The organism is Methylotenera versatilis 7 (assembly GCF_000799165.1).
Classification (GTDB): Bacteria; Pseudomonadota; Gammaproteobacteria; order Burkholderiales; family Methylophilaceae; genus Methylotenera_A; species Methylotenera_A versatilis_A.
In genome coordinates this window covers 692,269-708,957 of sequence record NZ_JUGF01000002.1, presented here as the reverse complement: position 1 = coordinate 708,957, position 16,689 = coordinate 692,269, and the positions used below count along the sequence as shown (strand labels likewise).

Annotated in this window: 20 protein-coding genes; 7 read left to right on the top strand and 13 right to left on the bottom strand. The window is 44.2% G+C overall.

Annotated elements, in window-relative coordinates:
• Nucleotide 1 precedes the first annotated feature (1 nt).
• The 3 genes from K370_RS07375 (at nucleotide 2) to glmS (ending at nucleotide 3,829) form a co-directional block, all read left to right on the top strand.
• Nucleotides 2-424, top strand: a complete 423-nt coding sequence (locus tag K370_RS07375; protein WP_047540351.1) for a F0F1 ATP synthase subunit epsilon — start codon at nucleotides 2-4, stop codon at nucleotides 422-424.
• Nucleotides 425-554: 130 nt separating this feature from the next.
• Nucleotides 555-1,925 (top strand): bifunctional UDP-N-acetylglucosamine diphosphorylase/glucosamine-1-phosphate N-acetyltransferase GlmU, encoded by a 1,371-nt coding sequence (glmU, locus tag K370_RS07370; protein WP_047541783.1) that lies wholly within the window; start codon nucleotides 555-557, stop codon nucleotides 1,923-1,925.
• Between the two features lie 59 nt (nucleotides 1,926-1,984).
• Entirely contained in the window at nucleotides 1,985-3,829 is a 1,845-nt protein-coding gene (glmS, locus tag K370_RS07365; RefSeq protein WP_047540349.1) for a glutamine--fructose-6-phosphate transaminase (isomerizing), read from the top strand.
• Nucleotides 3,830-3,932: 103 nt separating this feature from the next.
• On the opposite strand, the gene K370_RS07360 is transcribed toward glmS, so the two are convergent.
• From K370_RS07360 to K370_RS07345, 4 genes are read right to left on the bottom strand one after another with little or no spacing between them, the layout of a single operon-like run.
• Nucleotides 3,933-4,274, bottom strand: a complete 342-nt coding sequence (locus K370_RS07360; protein ID WP_047540347.1) for a zinc ribbon domain-containing protein YjdM — start codon at nucleotides 4,272-4,274, stop codon at nucleotides 3,933-3,935.
• A gap of 33 nt (nucleotides 4,275-4,307) precedes the next feature.
• Complete coding sequence (locus K370_RS07355) at nucleotides 4,308-4,541, bottom strand: sulfurtransferase TusA family protein (protein ID WP_047540345.1); 234 nt, start codon at nucleotides 4,539-4,541, stop codon at nucleotides 4,308-4,310.
• Between the two features lie 40 nt (nucleotides 4,542-4,581).
• On the bottom strand, nucleotides 4,582-4,917 hold the full coding sequence (locus tag K370_RS07350) for a hypothetical protein (RefSeq protein WP_047540343.1): 336 nt from the start codon (nucleotides 4,915-4,917) through the stop codon (nucleotides 4,582-4,584).
• Nucleotides 4,917-6,548: a SulP family inorganic anion transporter gene (locus tag K370_RS07345; RefSeq protein ID WP_047540341.1), complete on the bottom strand. Its 1,632-nt coding sequence runs from the start codon at nucleotides 6,546-6,548 to the stop codon at nucleotides 4,917-4,919. The genes K370_RS07350 and K370_RS07345 overlap by 1 nt, the downstream gene beginning before the upstream one ends.
• A 75-nt stretch (nucleotides 6,549-6,623) precedes the next feature.
• Here K370_RS07345 and K370_RS07340 point away from each other — a divergent pair, with 75 nt between their 5' ends.
• Both K370_RS07340 and K370_RS07335 read left to right on the top strand, forming a co-directional pair.
• Nucleotides 6,624-6,803, top strand: coding sequence for a ribbon-helix-helix protein, CopG family (locus K370_RS07340; RefSeq protein ID WP_047541781.1), 180 nt, complete (start codon nucleotides 6,624-6,626; stop codon nucleotides 6,801-6,803).
• Nucleotides 6,796-7,068, top strand: a complete 273-nt coding sequence (locus tag K370_RS07335; RefSeq protein ID WP_047540338.1) for a hypothetical protein — start codon at nucleotides 6,796-6,798, stop codon at nucleotides 7,066-7,068. Before K370_RS07340 ends, K370_RS07335 begins: the two co-directional genes overlap by 8 nt.
• 111 nt (nucleotides 7,069-7,179) lie before the next feature.
• Here the strand turns inward: K370_RS07335 and K370_RS07330 are convergent, their stop codons facing one another.
• Nucleotides 7,180-7,533, bottom strand: coding sequence for a YkgJ family cysteine cluster protein (locus tag K370_RS07330; protein ID WP_047540335.1), 354 nt, complete (start codon nucleotides 7,531-7,533; stop codon nucleotides 7,180-7,182).
• A 226-nt stretch (nucleotides 7,534-7,759) separates the two neighbouring features.
• Here K370_RS07330 and K370_RS12235 point away from each other — a divergent pair, with 226 nt between their 5' ends.
• Complete coding sequence (locus tag K370_RS12235; RefSeq protein WP_160255839.1) at nucleotides 7,760-7,921, top strand: hypothetical protein; 162 nt, start codon at nucleotides 7,760-7,762, stop codon at nucleotides 7,919-7,921.
• A gap of 89 nt (nucleotides 7,922-8,010) precedes the next feature.
• On the opposite strand, the gene K370_RS07325 is transcribed toward K370_RS12235, so the two are convergent.
• Nucleotides 8,011-8,556, bottom strand: coding sequence for a YaeQ family protein (locus K370_RS07325; RefSeq protein WP_047540332.1), 546 nt, complete (start codon nucleotides 8,554-8,556; stop codon nucleotides 8,011-8,013).
• A gap of 120 nt (nucleotides 8,557-8,676) precedes the next feature.
• Here K370_RS07325 and ettA point away from each other — a divergent pair, with 120 nt between their 5' ends.
• Nucleotides 8,677-10,341 carry an energy-dependent translational throttle protein EttA gene (gene ettA / locus K370_RS07320; protein ID WP_047540329.1) on the top strand — a complete coding sequence of 555 codons (1,665 nt, stop codon included), beginning with the start codon at nucleotides 8,677-8,679 and terminating at the stop codon, nucleotides 10,339-10,341.
• Between the two features lie 110 nt (nucleotides 10,342-10,451).
• Here ettA and K370_RS07315 read toward each other — a convergent pair whose 3' ends face one another.
• The 7 genes from K370_RS07315 to K370_RS07285 all read right to left on the bottom strand — a co-directional run bounded on the left by K370_RS07315 (nucleotide 10,452) and on the right by K370_RS07285 (nucleotide 16,673).
• On the bottom strand, nucleotides 10,452-11,093 hold the full coding sequence (locus K370_RS07315; protein WP_047540327.1) for a PqiC family protein: 642 nt from the start codon (nucleotides 11,091-11,093) through the stop codon (nucleotides 10,452-10,454).
• A gap of 92 nt (nucleotides 11,094-11,185) precedes the next feature.
• Nucleotides 11,186-12,817, bottom strand: coding sequence for an intermembrane transport protein PqiB (locus K370_RS07310; protein WP_047540324.1), 1,632 nt, complete (start codon nucleotides 12,815-12,817; stop codon nucleotides 11,186-11,188).
• Nucleotides 12,817-13,548, bottom strand: a complete 732-nt coding sequence (locus K370_RS07305; protein ID WP_052185199.1) for a paraquat-inducible protein A — start codon at nucleotides 13,546-13,548, stop codon at nucleotides 12,817-12,819. The genes K370_RS07310 and K370_RS07305 overlap by 1 nt, the downstream gene beginning before the upstream one ends.
• Before the next feature lie 4 nt (nucleotides 13,549-13,552).
• The gene (locus K370_RS07300; RefSeq protein ID WP_047541776.1) at nucleotides 13,553-14,173 is read right to left on the bottom strand and encodes a paraquat-inducible protein A; all 621 of its coding nucleotides are present in this window, start codon (nucleotides 14,171-14,173) and stop codon (nucleotides 13,553-13,555) included.
• A 139-nt stretch (nucleotides 14,174-14,312) separates the two neighbouring features.
• Nucleotides 14,313-15,134 (bottom strand): SDR family oxidoreductase, encoded by an 822-nt coding sequence (locus tag K370_RS07295; protein ID WP_047540321.1) that lies wholly within the window; start codon nucleotides 15,132-15,134, stop codon nucleotides 14,313-14,315.
• 132 nt (nucleotides 15,135-15,266) lie between these two features.
• Complete coding sequence (locus K370_RS07290; RefSeq protein ID WP_047540319.1) at nucleotides 15,267-15,923, bottom strand: thiol:disulfide interchange protein DsbA/DsbL; 657 nt, start codon at nucleotides 15,921-15,923, stop codon at nucleotides 15,267-15,269.
• Nucleotides 15,924-16,055: 132 nt separating this feature from the next.
• Nucleotides 16,056-16,673 carry an SPOR domain-containing protein gene (locus K370_RS07285; RefSeq protein ID WP_047540316.1) on the bottom strand — a complete coding sequence of 206 codons (618 nt, stop codon included), beginning with the start codon at nucleotides 16,671-16,673 and terminating at the stop codon, nucleotides 16,056-16,058.
• Between the last annotated feature and the right edge of the window lie 16 nt (nucleotides 16,674-16,689).

Sequence of the window (16,689 nt, the reverse complement as noted above, 5' to 3'; positions counted from 1 at the left end):
GATGGCAAATACTGTTCATATCGATGTAGTAAGCGCAGAAGAAAGCATATTCTCAGGTGAAGCTGAGTTTGTGGTTGCACCTGCCAGTGCTGGTGAAGTGGGTATCTACCCAAATCACGCACCAATGATTACAACTATCAAACCGGGTGCATTGCGTATTAAGCAAACTAATGAAGCTGAAGAAACGTTGATTTTTATCTCTGGTGGATTATTAGAGGTGCAGCCAGGTTTCATCACAGTGTTGGCGGATACGGCAGTACGTGGTCACGATTTAGATGAAGCAAAAGCAATTGCCGCTAAACTAGCTGCTGAAGAAGCGATGAAAAATCGCACTTCAGATATGGATTATGCGAAGGCACAAGCTGAATTGTCAGAAGCAATGGCACAAATTCATGCGATTGAACGTCTGCGTAAAACACACTAAGTCATGAAGCATTAGCGCTAAGCTAACATCAGCAAAAAGGCAGCTTAGGCTGCCTTTTTTGTTATACTTTATAATCACATGTCTAATCAAACCGCGCTTAATTAAAGCACATCAAAACCCTATAAAAATGATGAATCTATTAAACATAGTTATCCTTGCAGCGGGCAAAGGCACGCGCATGCATTCAAACAAGCCAAAAGTGTTGCACGAAATAGGCGGTAAGCTAATTTTGGCGCATGTGATTGATTGCGCAAAAGCCTTAAACCCGCAAAAGATCATTGTTGTATATGGCTATGGCGGCGAAACAGTGCGGGAGGCATTTGCACATGAGAATATAGACTGGGTGAGCCAGGCTGAACAATTAGGTACAGGTCACGCGGTTCAGCAGGCAGCGCCCTACTTGGATGCAGAAGCTAATAGTTTGATTATGCTGGGCGATGTGCCTTTGGTGGATGTGGAAACCTGTAAAAAACTAATTGAACGTGCCAATAATCAACTGGCGATTTTGTCCTTTAATAAGGCCGATCCAACCGGCTATGGCCGCATTGTTCGCAACAATCATCTAGTCACGGCAATCGTTGAACATAAAGATGCGACGGACGCGCAACGACAGATCACTGAAGTGAATACCGGCATAATGGCGATGCCGAATATTCATCTTAAAAATTGGTTAAGTCGTTTAAGTAATAACAATGCGCAGGGTGAGTATTATTTAACCGATATCGTTGAGCTTGCTGTTAAAGATAAAGTAGATGTCATCGCAGAAATTACACTGGATGAATGGTCCGTTACAGGTATTAACTCTAAAGTGGATTTAAGCCAGATTGAGCGCGTGTATCAAGTGCGTATTGCGCAACAATTATTACAACAAGGCGTCACGTTAAAAGACCCTGCCCGCCTGGATGTTCGCGGTGTGCTTAGCTGCGGTCGCGATGTGGAAATTGATGTGAATTGTGTATTTGAAGGCAATGTCACTTTAGGCGATAACGTAAAAATCGCCGCCAGTTGCGTGATTAAGAACGCAACTATTACGGCTGGTACACAAATTGCTGCTTTTACACATATTGATGACGCTGAAATTGGCGCAAATAGTCGCATTGGGCCATATGCGCGCTTACGGCCAGGCACTACACTGGCGGCAGATACGCACGTTGGCAACTTTGTAGAGCTTAAGAATGCGCAAGTGGATATTGGCAGCAAGATTAACCATTTAAGTTATGTAGGTGATAGCACGGTGGGCAAAAACGTCAATATTGGTGCAGGTACCATCACTTGTAATTACGATGGTGCGAATAAATTTAGAACCGTTATTGAAGATGGCGCATTTATTGGTTCCGATTCGCAGTTAATAGCACCTGTTACCATTGGCAAAAATGCCACGATTGCCGCCGGTTCAACGATTACAAAGAATGCGCCAGCAGATGCATTAACCTTTTGCCGCGCTAAAGAACAGAAAACGATTGCGGGCTGGAAGCGCCCAGTCAAAATAAAAAAAGATTAGCTCAGTTAACTTTGAAATTATTGCAGTAAATACAACATTCAGAATTTGAAAGAAACCATATGTGTGGAATTGTAGGCGCAGTTGCTAAACGAAATGTCGTATCAACGCTGATCGAAGGTTTAAGTCGGCTGGAGTATCGCGGTTACGATTCGGCTGGTATTGCGGTGCTCAATAACAATGGAATTGAACGCGTGCGTGCAGTTGGGCGCGTGTCTGCAATGACAGAAAAGGCAATCGACGCTAATTTGACGGGCTTGGTTGGCATCGGTCATACGCGCTGGGCAACGCATGGCGGTGTGACTGAAAATAATGCGCATCCGCATGTTTCACCCGCGCAGTCAAATCCAGAAATTGCCGTTGTACATAACGGCATTATTGAAAACCATGATGAGCAACGCACAAAATTAAAAGCACTTGGTTACGAGTTTCATTCGCAAACCGATACTGAAGTCATCGCGCATTTAATTCATTATTACTATACAAAATCGCCCGATCTATTGGCAGCCACTAAAGCAGCCATTGCTAAATTAACAGGCGCATTTGCTATCAGCGTAATTGCGGTGAACCAGCCTAATTTAATGGTGTGCGCGCGTTTAGGCTGCCCACTATTAGTTGGCTTGGGTAGCGATGAAAACTTTATCGCTTCAGACGTTTCTGCGGTGCTTTCTGTGACGCGCAGAGTGATTTATCTAGAGGATGGCGATGTTGCCACGTTAACAACCGATGCTGTCACCATTTACGGCAAAGATGGCGAATTAGCCACACGCAAAGTGCATACCAGTGATGTTTCCTTGGCCAGTTTAGAACTTGGCCCTTACAGCCACTTTATGCAAAAAGAAATCTATGAGCAGCCTGTTGCATTGAATGACACGATTGAGGCGCTAATCGACGATGGCGCGTTCAGGCCGGAACTGTTTGGCAAAAGTGCAGCAAAAGTATTTAATCAGTTAGATAGCATCCTGATATTGGCCGCAGGCACTAGCTATTACGCTGCATTAACAGCCAAGTATTGGTTAGAAGGCATTGCGAAGGTGCCCTGCAACGTTGAAATCGCCAGCGAATACCGCTATCGCGAATCGGTGCCGAATCCTAATCAACTTATCGTAACTATTTCACAATCGGGTGAAACCTTAGATACGATGGAGGCCCTGAAGCATGCGAAATCGTTAGGCCAAGCATTAAGCTTAAGTATTTGCAACGTACAGGAAAGTGCGATTCCACGCGCATCGCAATTGGTTTTCTACACGCGTGCAGGTGCGGAAATCGGTGTGGCATCTACCAAAGCATTCACCACGCAATTAGTCGCTTTATTTGTATTAGCCGCCACTTTGGCTAAACAAAAAGGCCTACTTAACACTCAAAAAGAGTCAGAATATTTAGGTGCACTACGTCAATTAGCCGGTAGCGTACAATTTGCGCTGAATCTAGAGCCACAGATCCGCGAATGGGCAAAACGCTTTGGCGACAAAGAACACGCGCTATTTCTAGGCCGTGGTGTGCACTACCCAATCGCCATGGAAGGCGCACTTAAGCTGAAAGAAATCTCATATATTCATGCAGAAGCTTACCCGGCAGGTGAGCTTAAACATGGCCCGTTGGCGCTGGTGGATAACAATATGCCAGTAGTCGTGATTGCGCCAAATGATGCCTTGCTGGAAAAAGTCAAATCTAACATGCAAGAAGTTAGAGCGCGTGGCGGCGAGCTGTTTGTGTTTGCTGACGCGGATAGTCACTTTACAGAGTCAGAAGGCGTGCATGTCATCCGCACTCCGCGCCATGTGGGCATACTCTCCCCTATTCTGCATACAATTCCAGTGCAATTGCTGGCGTATCATGCGGCGTTATTGAAGGGCACGGATGTGGATAAACCTAGGAATTTGGCTAAGAGTGTGACGGTCGAGTAAGGGGGAGATTGAAGTCCATGCCATCAGTATGTAATAAATAATGTTGGGTCTAGCAAATAAAGTTGTATCGTATCTGACTGACTACGAAAAGCTTCTTATTGGATTAAGCTTTCTTAACGAATTCAGATTTTAGCTTCATTGCGCCAATACCATCAATTTTACAATCAATGTCGTGATCGCCTTCTACAAGGCGAATGTTTTTAACCTTGGTGCCGACTTTGACGACTAAAGAAGAGCCCTTCACTTTGAGGTCCTTAATGACGGTGATTGTATCGCCGTCCTGCAGTATATTGCCATTCGCATCTCGGATTACTTTGACTTCCTCAGCGCTGACTGCATTCGTATCCATGCTCCACTCATGCGCACATTCAGGGCAAATATAAATATTGCCATCCTCATAAGTATATTCAGAATTGCATTGGGGGCAATTAGGTAAATTATTCATACATACTTCCTTAAATTTAAGATGTTAAAAGAATCAGTTTTTTTGAATCAGAAAAACAAAACCATCTTCGCTTTTATATTCACTTAGCAACTCGTATGGGTTGTTGGCTACTAAAGTTCTAATATTGTTAATCGAGCCTACTTTATTTGATATCAGCTTTAGAATCTGGCCCGAACTCATCGTATCCAAAGCGCTTTTGCTATGAACCATTGGCATTGGGCAATCCTCATCAGTCGCATCAAGTAATATGTCGTGCTTAACACTCATGGCAGTTTCCTTTATTGGGTTATTCAAAACTTCTGATTTATTACTTCAAATGATGCGAGTGAATTTGTGCGCTGATATTTAGACGACCAATTTCCGACTGCGTCAATAGCCGTGCTTTACCTGCGGCTAATATTGGCATCGGAGATAGACCTGTTTCATTTTCAAAATTGCGTAGAGCGCGAATAATTTCAACGGGATTTTCTTTTTGCATATCTGTTGATACAACAATGCAACGGTAACGGGTTGATTTAATTGCATGCAATGCATCGGAACAGGTATGGCAATACTCGGCCATTAGATTTCTCACAGCCATAAAAGCATCGATATCAAAAGGTTGATTTTGGGTATCCAGTATAACTAGCGCCTTATTAGTCATTAAAGTCCTTCATTCAGAGAGTTAATGTCATCTATTTTTGTTAACACATTATTTTTGCCAATTCGTCCGATCAGCCCCGCTACTTTTAGTTTTTCAAAAACATTGGGTCTTGCCTCGCTTAACACCAATCGAGTGTTATGTCGCCTGCAGGCATCTAATAAATCCCCAAGTGATTGCATGCCTGTGGCATCAATAAAAGGCACCCTGCCTAACCGCAATACAAGTATATCAGCATGTTTATGCGCACTTTCTAGCGCGCTTTCCAAGTGTTGTGCCGCTCCAAAGAAAAAAGGTCCTTCTATGCTAAATATCACTGTATTTGGTGGTGTTTTAAAATCAGTATTACCCGTCTCGGCAATAAGTTCTTTTTGTATTTGCTCTTCAACGACAACTGTTTCTGACATGCGCTTCATAAAAAGCAAGCAAGCTAAAAGCACGCCAATATTAACGGCAATTACCAGATCACCAAACACTGTGAGCAGGAAAGTGATAAGCAGTACCGCTATGTCCGACTTTGGTGCGGTAAGCACCATGTGAGAAAAACGATGTAACTCACTCATGTTATAAGCTACCACGAACAAAATAGCCGATAGTGCGCATAGCGGGATATGTGTGGCTAAAGGTGCAAGAACTAATATGATAATGAGTAGTGTGACTACGTGGACTAATCCGGCCAATGGGCTAGTACCGCCATTGCGAATGCTCGTAGCCGTGCGAGCGATGGCACCAGTAGAAGCAAAACCGCCAAACAACGGTGAAAAGACGTTGGCAATACCTTGACCCACCAACTCCTGATTAGAGTTATGCTTAGTACCAGCTATGCCATCAGCGACGACGGCTGAAAGCAGGGATTCAATTGCCCCCAACAGCGCGATTGTGAACGCAGGGCCAATCAATTTTAGTACGTCAGAAAATGTCATTGAGGGCATTTGAAAGTGTGGCAAGCTTTGTGGAATGCCACCGAACGCACTACCTATCGTGGCCACGCTGTCAAAATGAAAATACCATTGCACTATTGTTGCAACTACCATCGCTACGAGCGGTGAAGGGGTGCGCTTAAAGACCTTTGGTGACAATATAAGCACCGCAAGCGTCAATAATGCAAGTGCAGTGGTTTCAATGTTCAAGCTAGGTAGTGCTTGTATCAAATGCCAGAACTTTTCATGAAAATGCTCGGCCGCTATTGGCGTGATGCCGAAAAAATCTTTCCATTGACCAACAAAGATAATCACACCAATGCCGCTGGTAAAGCCAACAATCACTGGGTCAGGAATAAATTTGATAACCCCACCCAGTTTGGCAAGACCCATCAACATCAACATGACCCCCGCCATCAAGGTTGCCACTTGTAATCCTTGGATGCCATATTTAGCAGTGATGCCTGCCAATATCACAATAAATGCACCTGTTGGCCCAGCGATTTGTAATCTGCTACCACCGAATAAAGAAGTGAGTCCTCCAGCTACAATTGCTGTGTAAAGGCCTTGTTCAGGTTTGGCACCAGAAGCAATCGCAAAGGCCATTGCCAATGGCAGTGCCACAACACCAACAATCACACCCGCGAGTATATTGTTTAACCAATGCTCCTTGGATAGCAGGCCGGCATGTTTGGCTTCTAGTATTGCAATCATGTTAAAAGTTTGGTTTGCTGTTTGATGTTAATTATATTAACATAATATTAACATTAAATGAAAGATAGAATGCTTATGGAAAACCGTACCGCCCGTCTCACCCTTCTTATTGATCCCACTAAAAAACAGATCTTTGAGGAGATCTGCGCTAGGCGTGACATCACTTCATCACAAGTCATACGCCAGATGATTCGAGATTATGTGCAGCAATATGGCACACCTGAGCAGTTAGCACGCATTCCCATCCATGAATAGATCAAAAATGAGGCCGTCTATTGTGCTGGATCCCATTATTAGAGAAGCTGACTACCTTAAACCCATCAAGCTTTGGGAGACCGCTGGAAACATTGCGGTACGACAAACTGACATGCCTGAAGGCTTGGCGAGGTTATCTCTATCACTGGCAGTTAAACCAGATTATCGCGAACGTTGTATCGGCACTAAGTTAGTAAATGCTGCAGTAAATGCCATTAAAAAGGCATTCAAAAAATTCATTGCTTGGTTAAACGTGATAATTTAATTGCCCAGCAGTTTTGGGAAGCTTGTGGAGTTGAATTAAGAGAAGATGTATTTGATTATAGCTGTGCGGTATAAAACAGATTAATGCGCACTAAGAGTGCGAAATGGCTTGCTAAAGTAATACTTGGCGAGTTTCTGTAAGAAATTGATGAATTTGCAGTTCGATTTTTGGATCAGTCAGTTCAATAGGCCTCTTGCCATTCGGGCATGGCAGACTTGGTGTAGTGCCAAACAAACGACAAATTAAAGGGCGATCACCATATACCTCACAGCCATTTTTGCCAAGATATGGGCAACTATACTGCGCTAGAGCAACTTTATGTTCTGCTTCTGTTTTAATCGGCAGCTTTGCCACCTCTTCAGAAGAGGCAGTAACTGGGCCGCAACAGTCATGGCACCCAGGCACACACTCAAATGCAGGAATGTGTTTTCGGTAAAAGTGAATTATTTGACTGTTTTTAGTCAATTGACTGCTTTGTGTTCATTTTTAATTTAACCATTATTTGATTTTATCATGACTGAAATATGACTAATGCTACTGCTCGACTAAAAAGTTTTATAGAACAATTTAAAAAGCATCCACACAGAAATCGCATGATGAACCCTTTGTTTTTTTGAGAGAGTTAACTACTTTGGCTCAAAACATCCAATTGCATTACATAAAACAGCACAAAAAATACAGCAACGGTTAAATGCTCATATCAGACATTCTGAATGGGAGCCTGTGGCTAGGACTGCGTTTTGAACAGAAGTCTTCAAAAGCCAACTCAAAAATTGCGCCTAAAAAACGCGCCATCAAGACTTTCTGTGCTTGGGATGGTGAAATGTTGGTGTTCAATAACTGGGTACTCTAAGTGCAAAGCTGGAGAGTCTCAGAAATGGAATCCATTAACGCTATCGATATATGTCTTGTAAGTTTGTCAGATTACACGGTAAGTACGTGTTAGTAAGTGCTGGGTTCTTTTAAAATAATTGGCGTAATATCAAAGCTGCCACTATCATGGCTTACCAATATTTGCCTGTCTTGAATCGTTAAGCTTATTTGCATGCCTCTGTTGGCAATGCCAGCCAGCTCTTGCGTTTCTGGCAGGTTAATCACCGTTAAGTTGTTAATTTTCAATACGGCTTTGCTGTTTTGTGTCCACCACATATCGGCAATGCGTCCACCGTATAAAACGACAATAACTTGCTTGGCGCGTCCTGCCGCTTTGCGAATATCCTTTTCTGTCGGTAAGCCAACATCCATCCACAGCTCAATCGCACCAGTCAGATCTTTCTGCCATAGATCAGGTTCTTCGTCATCGCTTAAGCCTTTGCCAAAAATAAGCGTTTCGGTGGCATACAGCGCAAAACCAATCAGTCGCACCATCACGCGCTCATCGGTTTCTGACGGGTGTTTGGCCAGCGTTAAGCTATGTTGCGCGTAGTACTGCCTGTCCATATCGGCAATGTTCAGGTCAATTTTATAGATGGTAGATTTAAGTGCCATGATGATTGTTAAAGCCTATTTGAGTAGATGGCATTATACCCATACACGCACCTGCCCTGCTTACCGGTTAAGCCTGCTTTCTGTTAAGCTTTCATTCTTTCAAATTAGTAAGTGATTGCTATGGCTCAATATGTAATGTCTATGCTCCGCGTGAGCAAAATCGTGCCGCCAAAACGGCAAATCATCAAAGATATCTCTTTATCTTTTTTCCCGGGTGCAAAAATCGGTTTGCTGGGTTTAAATGGCTCCGGTAAATCGACTGTATTGCGCATTATGGCGAATGCCGATAAAGAGTTTGAAGGCGAAGTGCAATGGCAGCCGAATATGACGATTGGCTATTTGCCACAAGAACCGCAGCTTGACGCAGAAAAAACCGTGCGTGAAGAAGTAGAAAGCGGCATGGGTGAGGTGATGCAGGCGCAGGCAATGTTAGAGGCTGTATACGCGGCTTATACAGAGCCAGATGCCGATTTTGACAAACTGGCGGAAGAACAAGCCAAGTGGGAAAATATTATCGCTGCCAGCGGGTCAGATTTAAGCACACAGTTAGAGATTGCCGCTGATGCGCTGCGTTTACCGCCTTGGGATGCAAAAATCGGCCCATTATCTGGTGGTGAAAAACGCCGTGTAGCCTTGTGTAAATTGCTATTATCAAAACCCGATATGTTGCTGCTAGACGAGCCAACCAACCATCTGGATGCAGAATCTGTGGAATGGTTAGAGCAATTTTTAGTACGATTTACAGGTACAGTCGTAGCGGTAACGCATGATAGATACTTCCTTGATAATGCAGCCGAGTGGATTTTAGAGCTTGATCGCGGGCATGGTATCCCTTGGAAAGGCAATTACTCTAGCTGGTTAGACCAAAAACAAGCACGTTTGGCACTTGAGGAATCGCAAGAGTCATCACGCCGTAAAGCCTTAAACACGGAATTGGAATGGGTGCGCCAAAACCCGAAAGCACGTCAGGCCAAAAGTAAATCTCGTATCGCACGTTATGAAGAACTAGCCAGTGCCGAATACCAGAAACGTAACGAAACGCAGGAGATTTTTATTCCTGCCGGTGAGCGTTTGGGCGACCAAGTGATTGAATTTAATGGCGTAAGTAAAGCCTTTCAAGACCGTTTATTGATTGATAACTTGAGCTTCAGTATTCCAGCTGGCGCGATTGTCGGTATTATCGGCCCGAACGGCGCGGGTAAATCGACGCTATTTAAAATGATTACGGGTAAAGAGCAGCCAGATAGCGGCGAAGTGAAAATCGGCCAGACGGTCAAAATGGCTTATGTAGACCAAAGTCGTGATTCGTTAAGTGATGCCAAAACCGTATTTGATGAGATTTCAGGCGGTTCAGATATCTTAACGGTTGGTCGTTATGAGACGCCATCGCGCGCTTATATTGGTCGCTTCAACTTTAAAGGCGGCGACCAGCAAAAAATCGTTGGTCAACTTTCTGGCGGTGAACGCGGACGCTTGCACTTGGCTAAAACACTGATTTCCGGCGGCAATGTGTTACTACTAGATGAGCCATCAAACGACTTGGATGTGGAAACCCTGCGTGCGCTGGAAGATGCGTTGCTGGAGTTTGCAGGTTGTGTGTTGGTGATTTCCCATGATAGATGGTTCTTAGACCGTATCGCCACGCATATTTTGGCGGCAGAAGGTGAATCGCAATGGACATTCTTTAACGGTAATTATCAGGAATACGAAGCGGATAAACGCAAACGTTTGGGTGAAGAAGGCGCTAAACCTAAACGCATTCGTTATAAGCCAATTACTCGCTAGATTTAAGTATTAAACGATTACTTAACCTGCATGGTAATTGCAGTTGCTGAATAATAAAAAAGGCTAACAATGCGTTAGCCTTTTTTATTGGGCACATATTTGATTTTGCATTAGCTACTGCATTTAACCTCTTCACCTCTATTAAGACTGCTGACATTTACAGAAATTGCCTGTATTACATCTGCCACCGCTCCTTGCACGCCTTTTACAACAGCATCTACGTCGTTCCCTACCGTTTTGCTGATAGCGGCTTGGCACGATAGCGTACGCTTGTCAGCAGAACCTGCACCAGCATCTAGACGCGTAATTGTCCAGCCAAAATTGGCTTGTACCTGCTCACCTGGTGTAGCATTAAATTGCTGTAACCCAATGGCAATGCGATAAGTCGGCTGATTTTCTGTACGACCACCACGTGAAATATCTATAGCATTTAACTGGCTTGTGATGCCGCCGACAAAAGCATCCTGCAGTTCGTCATTGAATGATGAAGACCAGCGGTCCTGTTCCAGAATCTTCAGTTGAGAAGAGTTGTTGGTGGTAATCACTAGCTGTGGCCGTTTTAAGCGTTCTGACACCTTTACTGGTAAAACCTCAATGGCAATTGGCGCGTTGGTAGGCAAGTTTGCAGCTGGATTTTTTGCTGGGGTGTTATTGGCTAAGGTATAAAAACGCACGGTTGTTGTGGTTGTTGCGCAGGCGGTTAACATAGCCGTCAATACCAACATTAACACTGTATATTTGGTGAAATTCATCTGATTTTTTCCATTTACCTGTTACTTTTTCCATATAAAACGGCATTAATGCCTTTTGCGTGGGTTTAGTTGTTTAGACCTACTGATTATTTTTAAGGATTATCTAGCGCTTTACCGCGAATCAATGACTCAGGATGTTGCTCAAGATAATCGGTTAGTACTTTCATAGACGCTGCTGCGCGCGATAACTCTTGCAGAGTCTGCCGTAAATCTTGCTGCAATGGTGCATCTTCAGACAATGTGCGATCGGCATTGTCCAGCGTTTTTCGTACATCTTTCATGGCTGCGGCTACTTCTGGCGCAACATCCTGGTTTAATGTTTGCGCTAGTTTTTCCGCACTATTCAAGGTCTTATTCAATGTTGCCAATGATTTTTGCAAATCCTGACCAATCTGTTCAAACGGTACTTTGCTGAGTTTGGTAGCAATGGTGGAAATCTGCGTCTGCAACTCATCCAACCCGTTGGGGAGTGTTGGCAGTTCAATCTGTGCACTTTCTTGTATCGTCACCTTGGGCGCTTTCGGGAAGAAATCGAGTGCAATATAAAGTTGGCCAGTGAGCAAGTTACCAGTACGCAACTGCGCACGTAAGCCACGACTGACCATAAACTGAATTCGTTGCTGTTGTGTGTAAGGTGACTGAGCTTGATCTTTGGCAAACTTACGTCCCAACCTTGCTGGATAAATCTCAATAACCACAGGCATATCGAATTCACGGCGTTTAGGATCGTATTCAATGCCTACCGATTTAACCTCACCCAACACGACACCGCGGAAATCGACCGTTGCACCAGGTGTTAGACCGCGTACCGATTGATTAAAGTGTAGCACTGCGGTGAGGGAGCGACCATCTGGCTCTTGAAATGCCTGGCTTTGGTTCTGGGCTAATAAAAATGTCGTGCCTTCCTTGGACAGTGTGCCAGGGCTATCATCTATCGATTGAAATGCCAATCCACCCAGAATCACAGTAGCCAGCGATTGTGTATTCACTTTAAACCCGCCAGAATTGACTTGAATATCTAATCCGCTGGCATGCCAGAAACGTGTATTCGTACCAACGAATTTATCATATGGCGTATTAATAAAGACACGTAGCGTGACGCCCTTGCCGTCTGCATCCAGATCATATGCGGACACCTGACCAACTTTGATGCGGCGGTAGAATATAGGCGAACCTACATCCAGCGAGCCCAGGTCGTCTGCATGCAGCTTAAACTGCTTACCCGAAGCATCGCGCGTAACCGTGGGTTGCACTTCCAAGCCGGTAAATTTTTTGGTCGTGTCTTCTGAGGTTCCCGCATCTGCGCCGATATAGGCACCCGATAGTAAGGTACCTAACCCGGAAATGCCAGAAGCACCTAGTCTTGGCCTCACCACCCAAAAGTGCGTGTCTACGGCAGTGAAACTTTCAGCATTTTTGGATAATTGTACGCTTACCAACACTTGTGAGCGGTCTTTACTTAGCGTGATAGTCTGCACTTCACCAATATCAACTTCTTTGTATTTCACCTTGGTTTTACCCGCTTCTAAACCTTCAGCAGTACGGAATGAGATTGTGATAACTGGGCCGCGATCAACCAGAATTTTTACCATAAGCGCGATACCGATTATGGCGGCAAGAATTGGAATCAGCCACACCAGCGATGGTAACCAGTCACGTTGACGCTCACGCTTTGGTGAAGGGAAGCTGGCCGTAGAGTTTTGTTTAATTTCTTCTTCGCTCATTATGTGCTTTCTTGTGCTGCGGCAATGCCAGTACTGGTGATTTCAGATATTGCAATCTGTGGTGCATCGTTATGAGAAGTTTCAGTATCCCAAATCAGGCGCGGATCGAAGCTAATCGAAGCCAGCATGGTTAACACCACTACTGCGCCAAAAGCCACTATACCTATACCTGCGGTTATCTGGGCAAATCCTTGCAATTGCACTAAACCGACCAGCAATGAGACGACGAATACGTCCAGCATGGACCAGCGCCCAATCAGTTCTATCATACGATATAATTTAGCGCGTTCCAGTTGCCGCCAAGGGCTTTTCTGCTGCGCGCTGATGACCAATATAAACAATGATGCGAGTTTAAGCAAAGGTACCAGAAAGCTGGCGATAAAAACCACGGCCGCCAAGCCCCACTCTCCTGACACCCAGAAAAAGATAATGCCACTCAGAATGGTGTCCTGATGCGATTCAAAAAAGGTGCTCGTAATCATCACCGGCATCATATTGGCCGGAATATACATAATGCACGCTGCAATCAGCAGTGCCCAAGTGCGGTTAATACTATCGGGTTTACGCATATGCAGCGTGGCATTGCAGTGTCCACAACGTTCGCCCTGCTCTGCGCCTTTCCATAGTTTGCCGCACTGATGGCAAGATAACAAACCCATGCTGGTGGCAGTATTAAAATGCATGTTATCTGCAGTATCTTGCGTGGCAATGTTGCGATATGTCTTCAGCATGCTATTACTGTCCGGACTCTTCCAGTTGCCACAGATAACGCGGGTTGAACGACACCACAACGGTGAGCATAACGGTCAGCATACAGAATGCCCACAAGGCGATGCCGGGGATAATAGTTGCCATGTTGGATAGTTTGATGAGTGCAACTAGCACGCCTAGTAGAAACACTTCTACCATGCCCCAAGGCCGTAGCATCTGCATCACACGTATTAACAAGCTAAAACCAGGTCGATGACCAAGTGGGTTATCGGGATTTCTGGATGGCACTAATAGGTAGAACAAAATCAGCATCTGCATAAACGGAAACAAAATAGTCGTCGCCAGCACCAGCAATGCCACTATCGAAATACCTTCAGTAGCTAGTGATAAAACTGCGCCGATTAATGTTGTCTGGCTATGCAAACCTTGCAATTCCATTTCCACTATAGGGAAAGTATTGGCAATCACAAATATGATAAGACTGGCTATGGTTAATGGCAGCAGGTGATTGCGCCGCTGTTGGGCATTGCGATCCATCTCGGCACCGCAGCGCGTGCAGCGCGCAATTTCACCGTTAGCCAAAGATAGCTTTTGAAAAACAGCATCGCATTGCTCACAGGCAATCAGGTCGGATATTTCATGCATGGGCACAAGCTTAGGTTATTTTAGTCACGCTCTAGTTAAATCGTTCATACAAACTATAGCTTAGAAAAGTCATCGTTGCGAATGTTCGCGCAAAAGCATGGAAGGCATAATCGGCTAAGCCTTACACACGATAACTGGATTACAGCCAATCCCAGTCAAGTCGCGGCTTATGTGGCGCTTTTTTCATTGCCCAAACCCATAAAAATGGCGGGATAAAACGCATCAGTCTTGCGACAAATCCCATTTGCCAGGGGATGACTACAAAGCGGCGCTTGGCTGCAATGGCATTCACAAACTTGGTCGCGGCAATGTCTGCATCCATTAAAAATGGCATTTTATATTGATTAACATCCGTCATCGCAGTACGAATATAACCAGGTGCTATAGTCGTCACAGCAATATTTTGTGCGGCCATTTCTATCCGTAAACTTTCTAAATAACTAATGGCAGCGGCTTTGCTTGCGCTATAAGCGCCTGCACCCGGCAGGCCGCGTATGCCCGCCACGCTGGCAATACCAACTAATTGTGCAGTTTCACTGCTGTTTGCAGAGTTAAGCTTTGCGGCATTAATCATTGCTTTAATGAATGGCTGAAAAGTGTGCACCATGCCCATCACATTAATGTCCATCACGGCTTGAAAAGCGGGTATGTCCTCTCGGAGTTCTGTGAGCGTGCCGCGACTGACGCCTGCATTTGCAATGACAATATTGGGTGCGCCATATTGCTGTATAAAATCTTGCGCAGCTAATTGACATGCCAAACTGTCGCGAACATCCAAAGGGTAAATTCTACAGGTGGTATTGTATTGGCTTTGTAAATTATCAGCCAATTCTTGTAAGTGCTCACTTCGCCTAGCAGCGAGTCCAATTATGCAGCCGGTATGTTGATTGCGCTTTGCGTATTTATACGCCAATGCTTGGCCAATGCCGCTAGATGCACCTGTAATAAATATTTTTTGCATATTGGCGTTAAGTTTAGCGCATAAAGAACCCGCTGTGCGTGAACATCAGCGGGTTAGTGGTTAATGCAAAATTGGCCAATCTAGTTTTTAGATAGTAGCTTTATAACGCTTCTGACTTGGTAAATGCCCGAACTATTTTTTTGCAGCTGGTGCTTGGGTAGTTTGGCTGGCTTTTTGTTTACGTACATTTTCAATAATATAATCAGCCACTTTTAGTGCTTCTGCATTGCCGCCGCTGCTACTGCTGGATGTAATGAATTTACCATCAATAATCAGGCTTGGTACACCAGTTGCGCCAGATGCACGGAAGATTTGGGCAGCGCGATTTAAGTTGGTATTGATTGTGAATGATTTAAACGCTTGTTCTACCTTGATTTTATCCAAACCACCAGCTTTGGTAATCCAATCAATAGTCGCTTTCTCATCGGTTGGGTTTAACACTTTTTGTTTATGTATCGCATCAAACAATTGTGTATGTAATTTCTCTTGAACGCCCAACGTTTCCATCGCGAAATAAGCTTTTGCCATCGGCGCCCAGTCAGCACGTGGTAGTGCCGGCATGCGTTTAAAATAAACATCGGCTGGTAATTTTTTAACCCAAGCATTTAAAGGCGCTTCCATTTGGTAACAATGAATGCAGCCATACCAAAACACTTCCATCACTTCAATTTTGGCTGGTACGTCAGTGCTGATTTGTTGTGCGACCGCATCAAACTCTGCGCCTGGTTTTGGTTCGGCTGCAACAGAAGTGCTTAACAACAACATTAATATACTTAAAAACTTTTTCATGGATGGATCCTAATTTACTTTGAAATATTTAATTTAAAAATTTGATTATTTAACACAGTTAATTTTTGAGGCAATAAAGCAATTTTAACAACGCTTAATAAAGCTAAAAAGATGACAGATTATTATGACAAGTTATTGCGCTTTAGTTTCAGTATGCACCTTAATTAAATCGGTGTTAAAGCCGCCTGTGGTTAAATCGCCTCTAATCTTATTGATTTGATCAATATCACTCAACGGCCCAACGCGCACGCGATGCCAAACACCTTTTTCTGGAATGCTGGCCGTTTGCACTACCGCTTCAAAACCTTGCAAAGCCAATTTTGCTTTCATATTGTCTGCATCGGCTTCATTTTGAAATGCACCGATTTGTAAAAAGTAACTATCTTTTTTGACCGTTAATGCATTATCTTTTACTTCTTTCTCGGTTACCGTACTTTCGGTTTCCGGCAGAATGGTATAAAAATCGAATTGATCGTCGGTTTTCTTTTGGGTCGCTGCATCAGGGTTTTCTTCTGCCGGCAAAGCACTTTCGGTGGCTATTTTTTGTTTTGGCAGTTTTTCAGACAGCATGTCCTTGTTTGGTCTGGTTACCTTAGTGTCGCTGAAAGGGCTGTCAGAACCTTGAATGTACATGGTTAAGCCAACTGACAAACCAACACCCAGCAACAATCCAACTAACAAGCCTGTGAAAAATGGGCTGCCTTTGCTGCTGCTGTTTTTGCGTGCGGCAGGTTTATAATCTTTACTCATCTTGCATCCTTAATAT

What these genes read in the sequence shown, in the direction of transcription:
- K370_RS07375 (WP_047540351.1), top strand. Translation starts at nt 2, where the DNA reads ATGGCAAATACTGTTCATATCGATGTAGTAAGCGCAGAAGAAAGCATA.
- glmU (WP_047541783.1), top strand. Translation starts at nt 555, where the DNA reads ATGAATCTATTAAACATAGTTATCCTTGCAGCGGGCAAAGGCACGCGC.
- glmS (WP_047540349.1), top strand. Translation starts at nt 1,985, where the DNA reads ATGTGTGGAATTGTAGGCGCAGTTGCTAAACGAAATGTCGTATCAACG.
- K370_RS07360 (WP_047540347.1), bottom strand. Translation starts at nt 4,274, where the DNA reads ATGAATAATTTACCTAATTGCCCCCAATGCAATTCTGAATATACTTAT.
- K370_RS07355 (WP_047540345.1), bottom strand. Translation starts at nt 4,541, where the DNA reads ATGAGTGTTAAGCACGACATATTACTTGATGCGACTGATGAGGATTGC.
- K370_RS07350 (WP_047540343.1), bottom strand. Translation starts at nt 4,917, where the DNA reads ATGACTAATAAGGCGCTAGTTATACTGGATACCCAAAATCAACCTTTT.
- K370_RS07345 (WP_047540341.1), bottom strand. Translation starts at nt 6,548, where the DNA reads ATGATTGCAATACTAGAAGCCAAACATGCCGGCCTGCTATCCAAGGAG.
- K370_RS07340 (WP_047541781.1), top strand. Translation starts at nt 6,624, where the DNA reads ATGGAAAACCGTACCGCCCGTCTCACCCTTCTTATTGATCCCACTAAA.
- K370_RS07335 (WP_047540338.1), top strand. Translation starts at nt 6,796, where the DNA reads ATGAATAGATCAAAAATGAGGCCGTCTATTGTGCTGGATCCCATTATT.
- K370_RS12235 (WP_160255839.1), top strand. Translation starts at nt 7,760, where the DNA reads ATGCTCATATCAGACATTCTGAATGGGAGCCTGTGGCTAGGACTGCGT.
- K370_RS07325 (WP_047540332.1), bottom strand. Translation starts at nt 8,556, where the DNA reads ATGGCACTTAAATCTACCATCTATAAAATTGACCTGAACATTGCCGAT.
- ettA (WP_047540329.1), top strand. Translation starts at nt 8,677, where the DNA reads ATGGCTCAATATGTAATGTCTATGCTCCGCGTGAGCAAAATCGTGCCG.
- K370_RS07315 (WP_047540327.1), bottom strand. Translation starts at nt 11,093, where the DNA reads ATGAATTTCACCAAATATACAGTGTTAATGTTGGTATTGACGGCTATG.
- K370_RS07310 (WP_047540324.1), bottom strand. Translation starts at nt 12,817, where the DNA reads ATGAGCGAAGAAGAAATTAAACAAAACTCTACGGCCAGCTTCCCTTCA.
- K370_RS07305 (WP_052185199.1), bottom strand. Translation starts at nt 13,548, where the DNA reads ATGCTGAAGACATATCGCAACATTGCCACGCAAGATACTGCAGATAAC.
- K370_RS07300 (WP_047541776.1), bottom strand. Translation starts at nt 14,173, where the DNA reads ATGCATGAAATATCCGACCTGATTGCCTGTGAGCAATGCGATGCTGTT.
- K370_RS07295 (WP_047540321.1), bottom strand. Translation starts at nt 15,134, where the DNA reads ATGCAAAAAATATTTATTACAGGTGCATCTAGCGGCATTGGCCAAGCA.
- K370_RS07290 (WP_047540319.1), bottom strand. Translation starts at nt 15,923, where the DNA reads ATGAAAAAGTTTTTAAGTATATTAATGTTGTTGTTAAGCACTTCTGTT.
- K370_RS07285 (WP_047540316.1), bottom strand. Translation starts at nt 16,673, where the DNA reads ATGAGTAAAGATTATAAACCTGCCGCACGCAAAAACAGCAGCAGCAAA.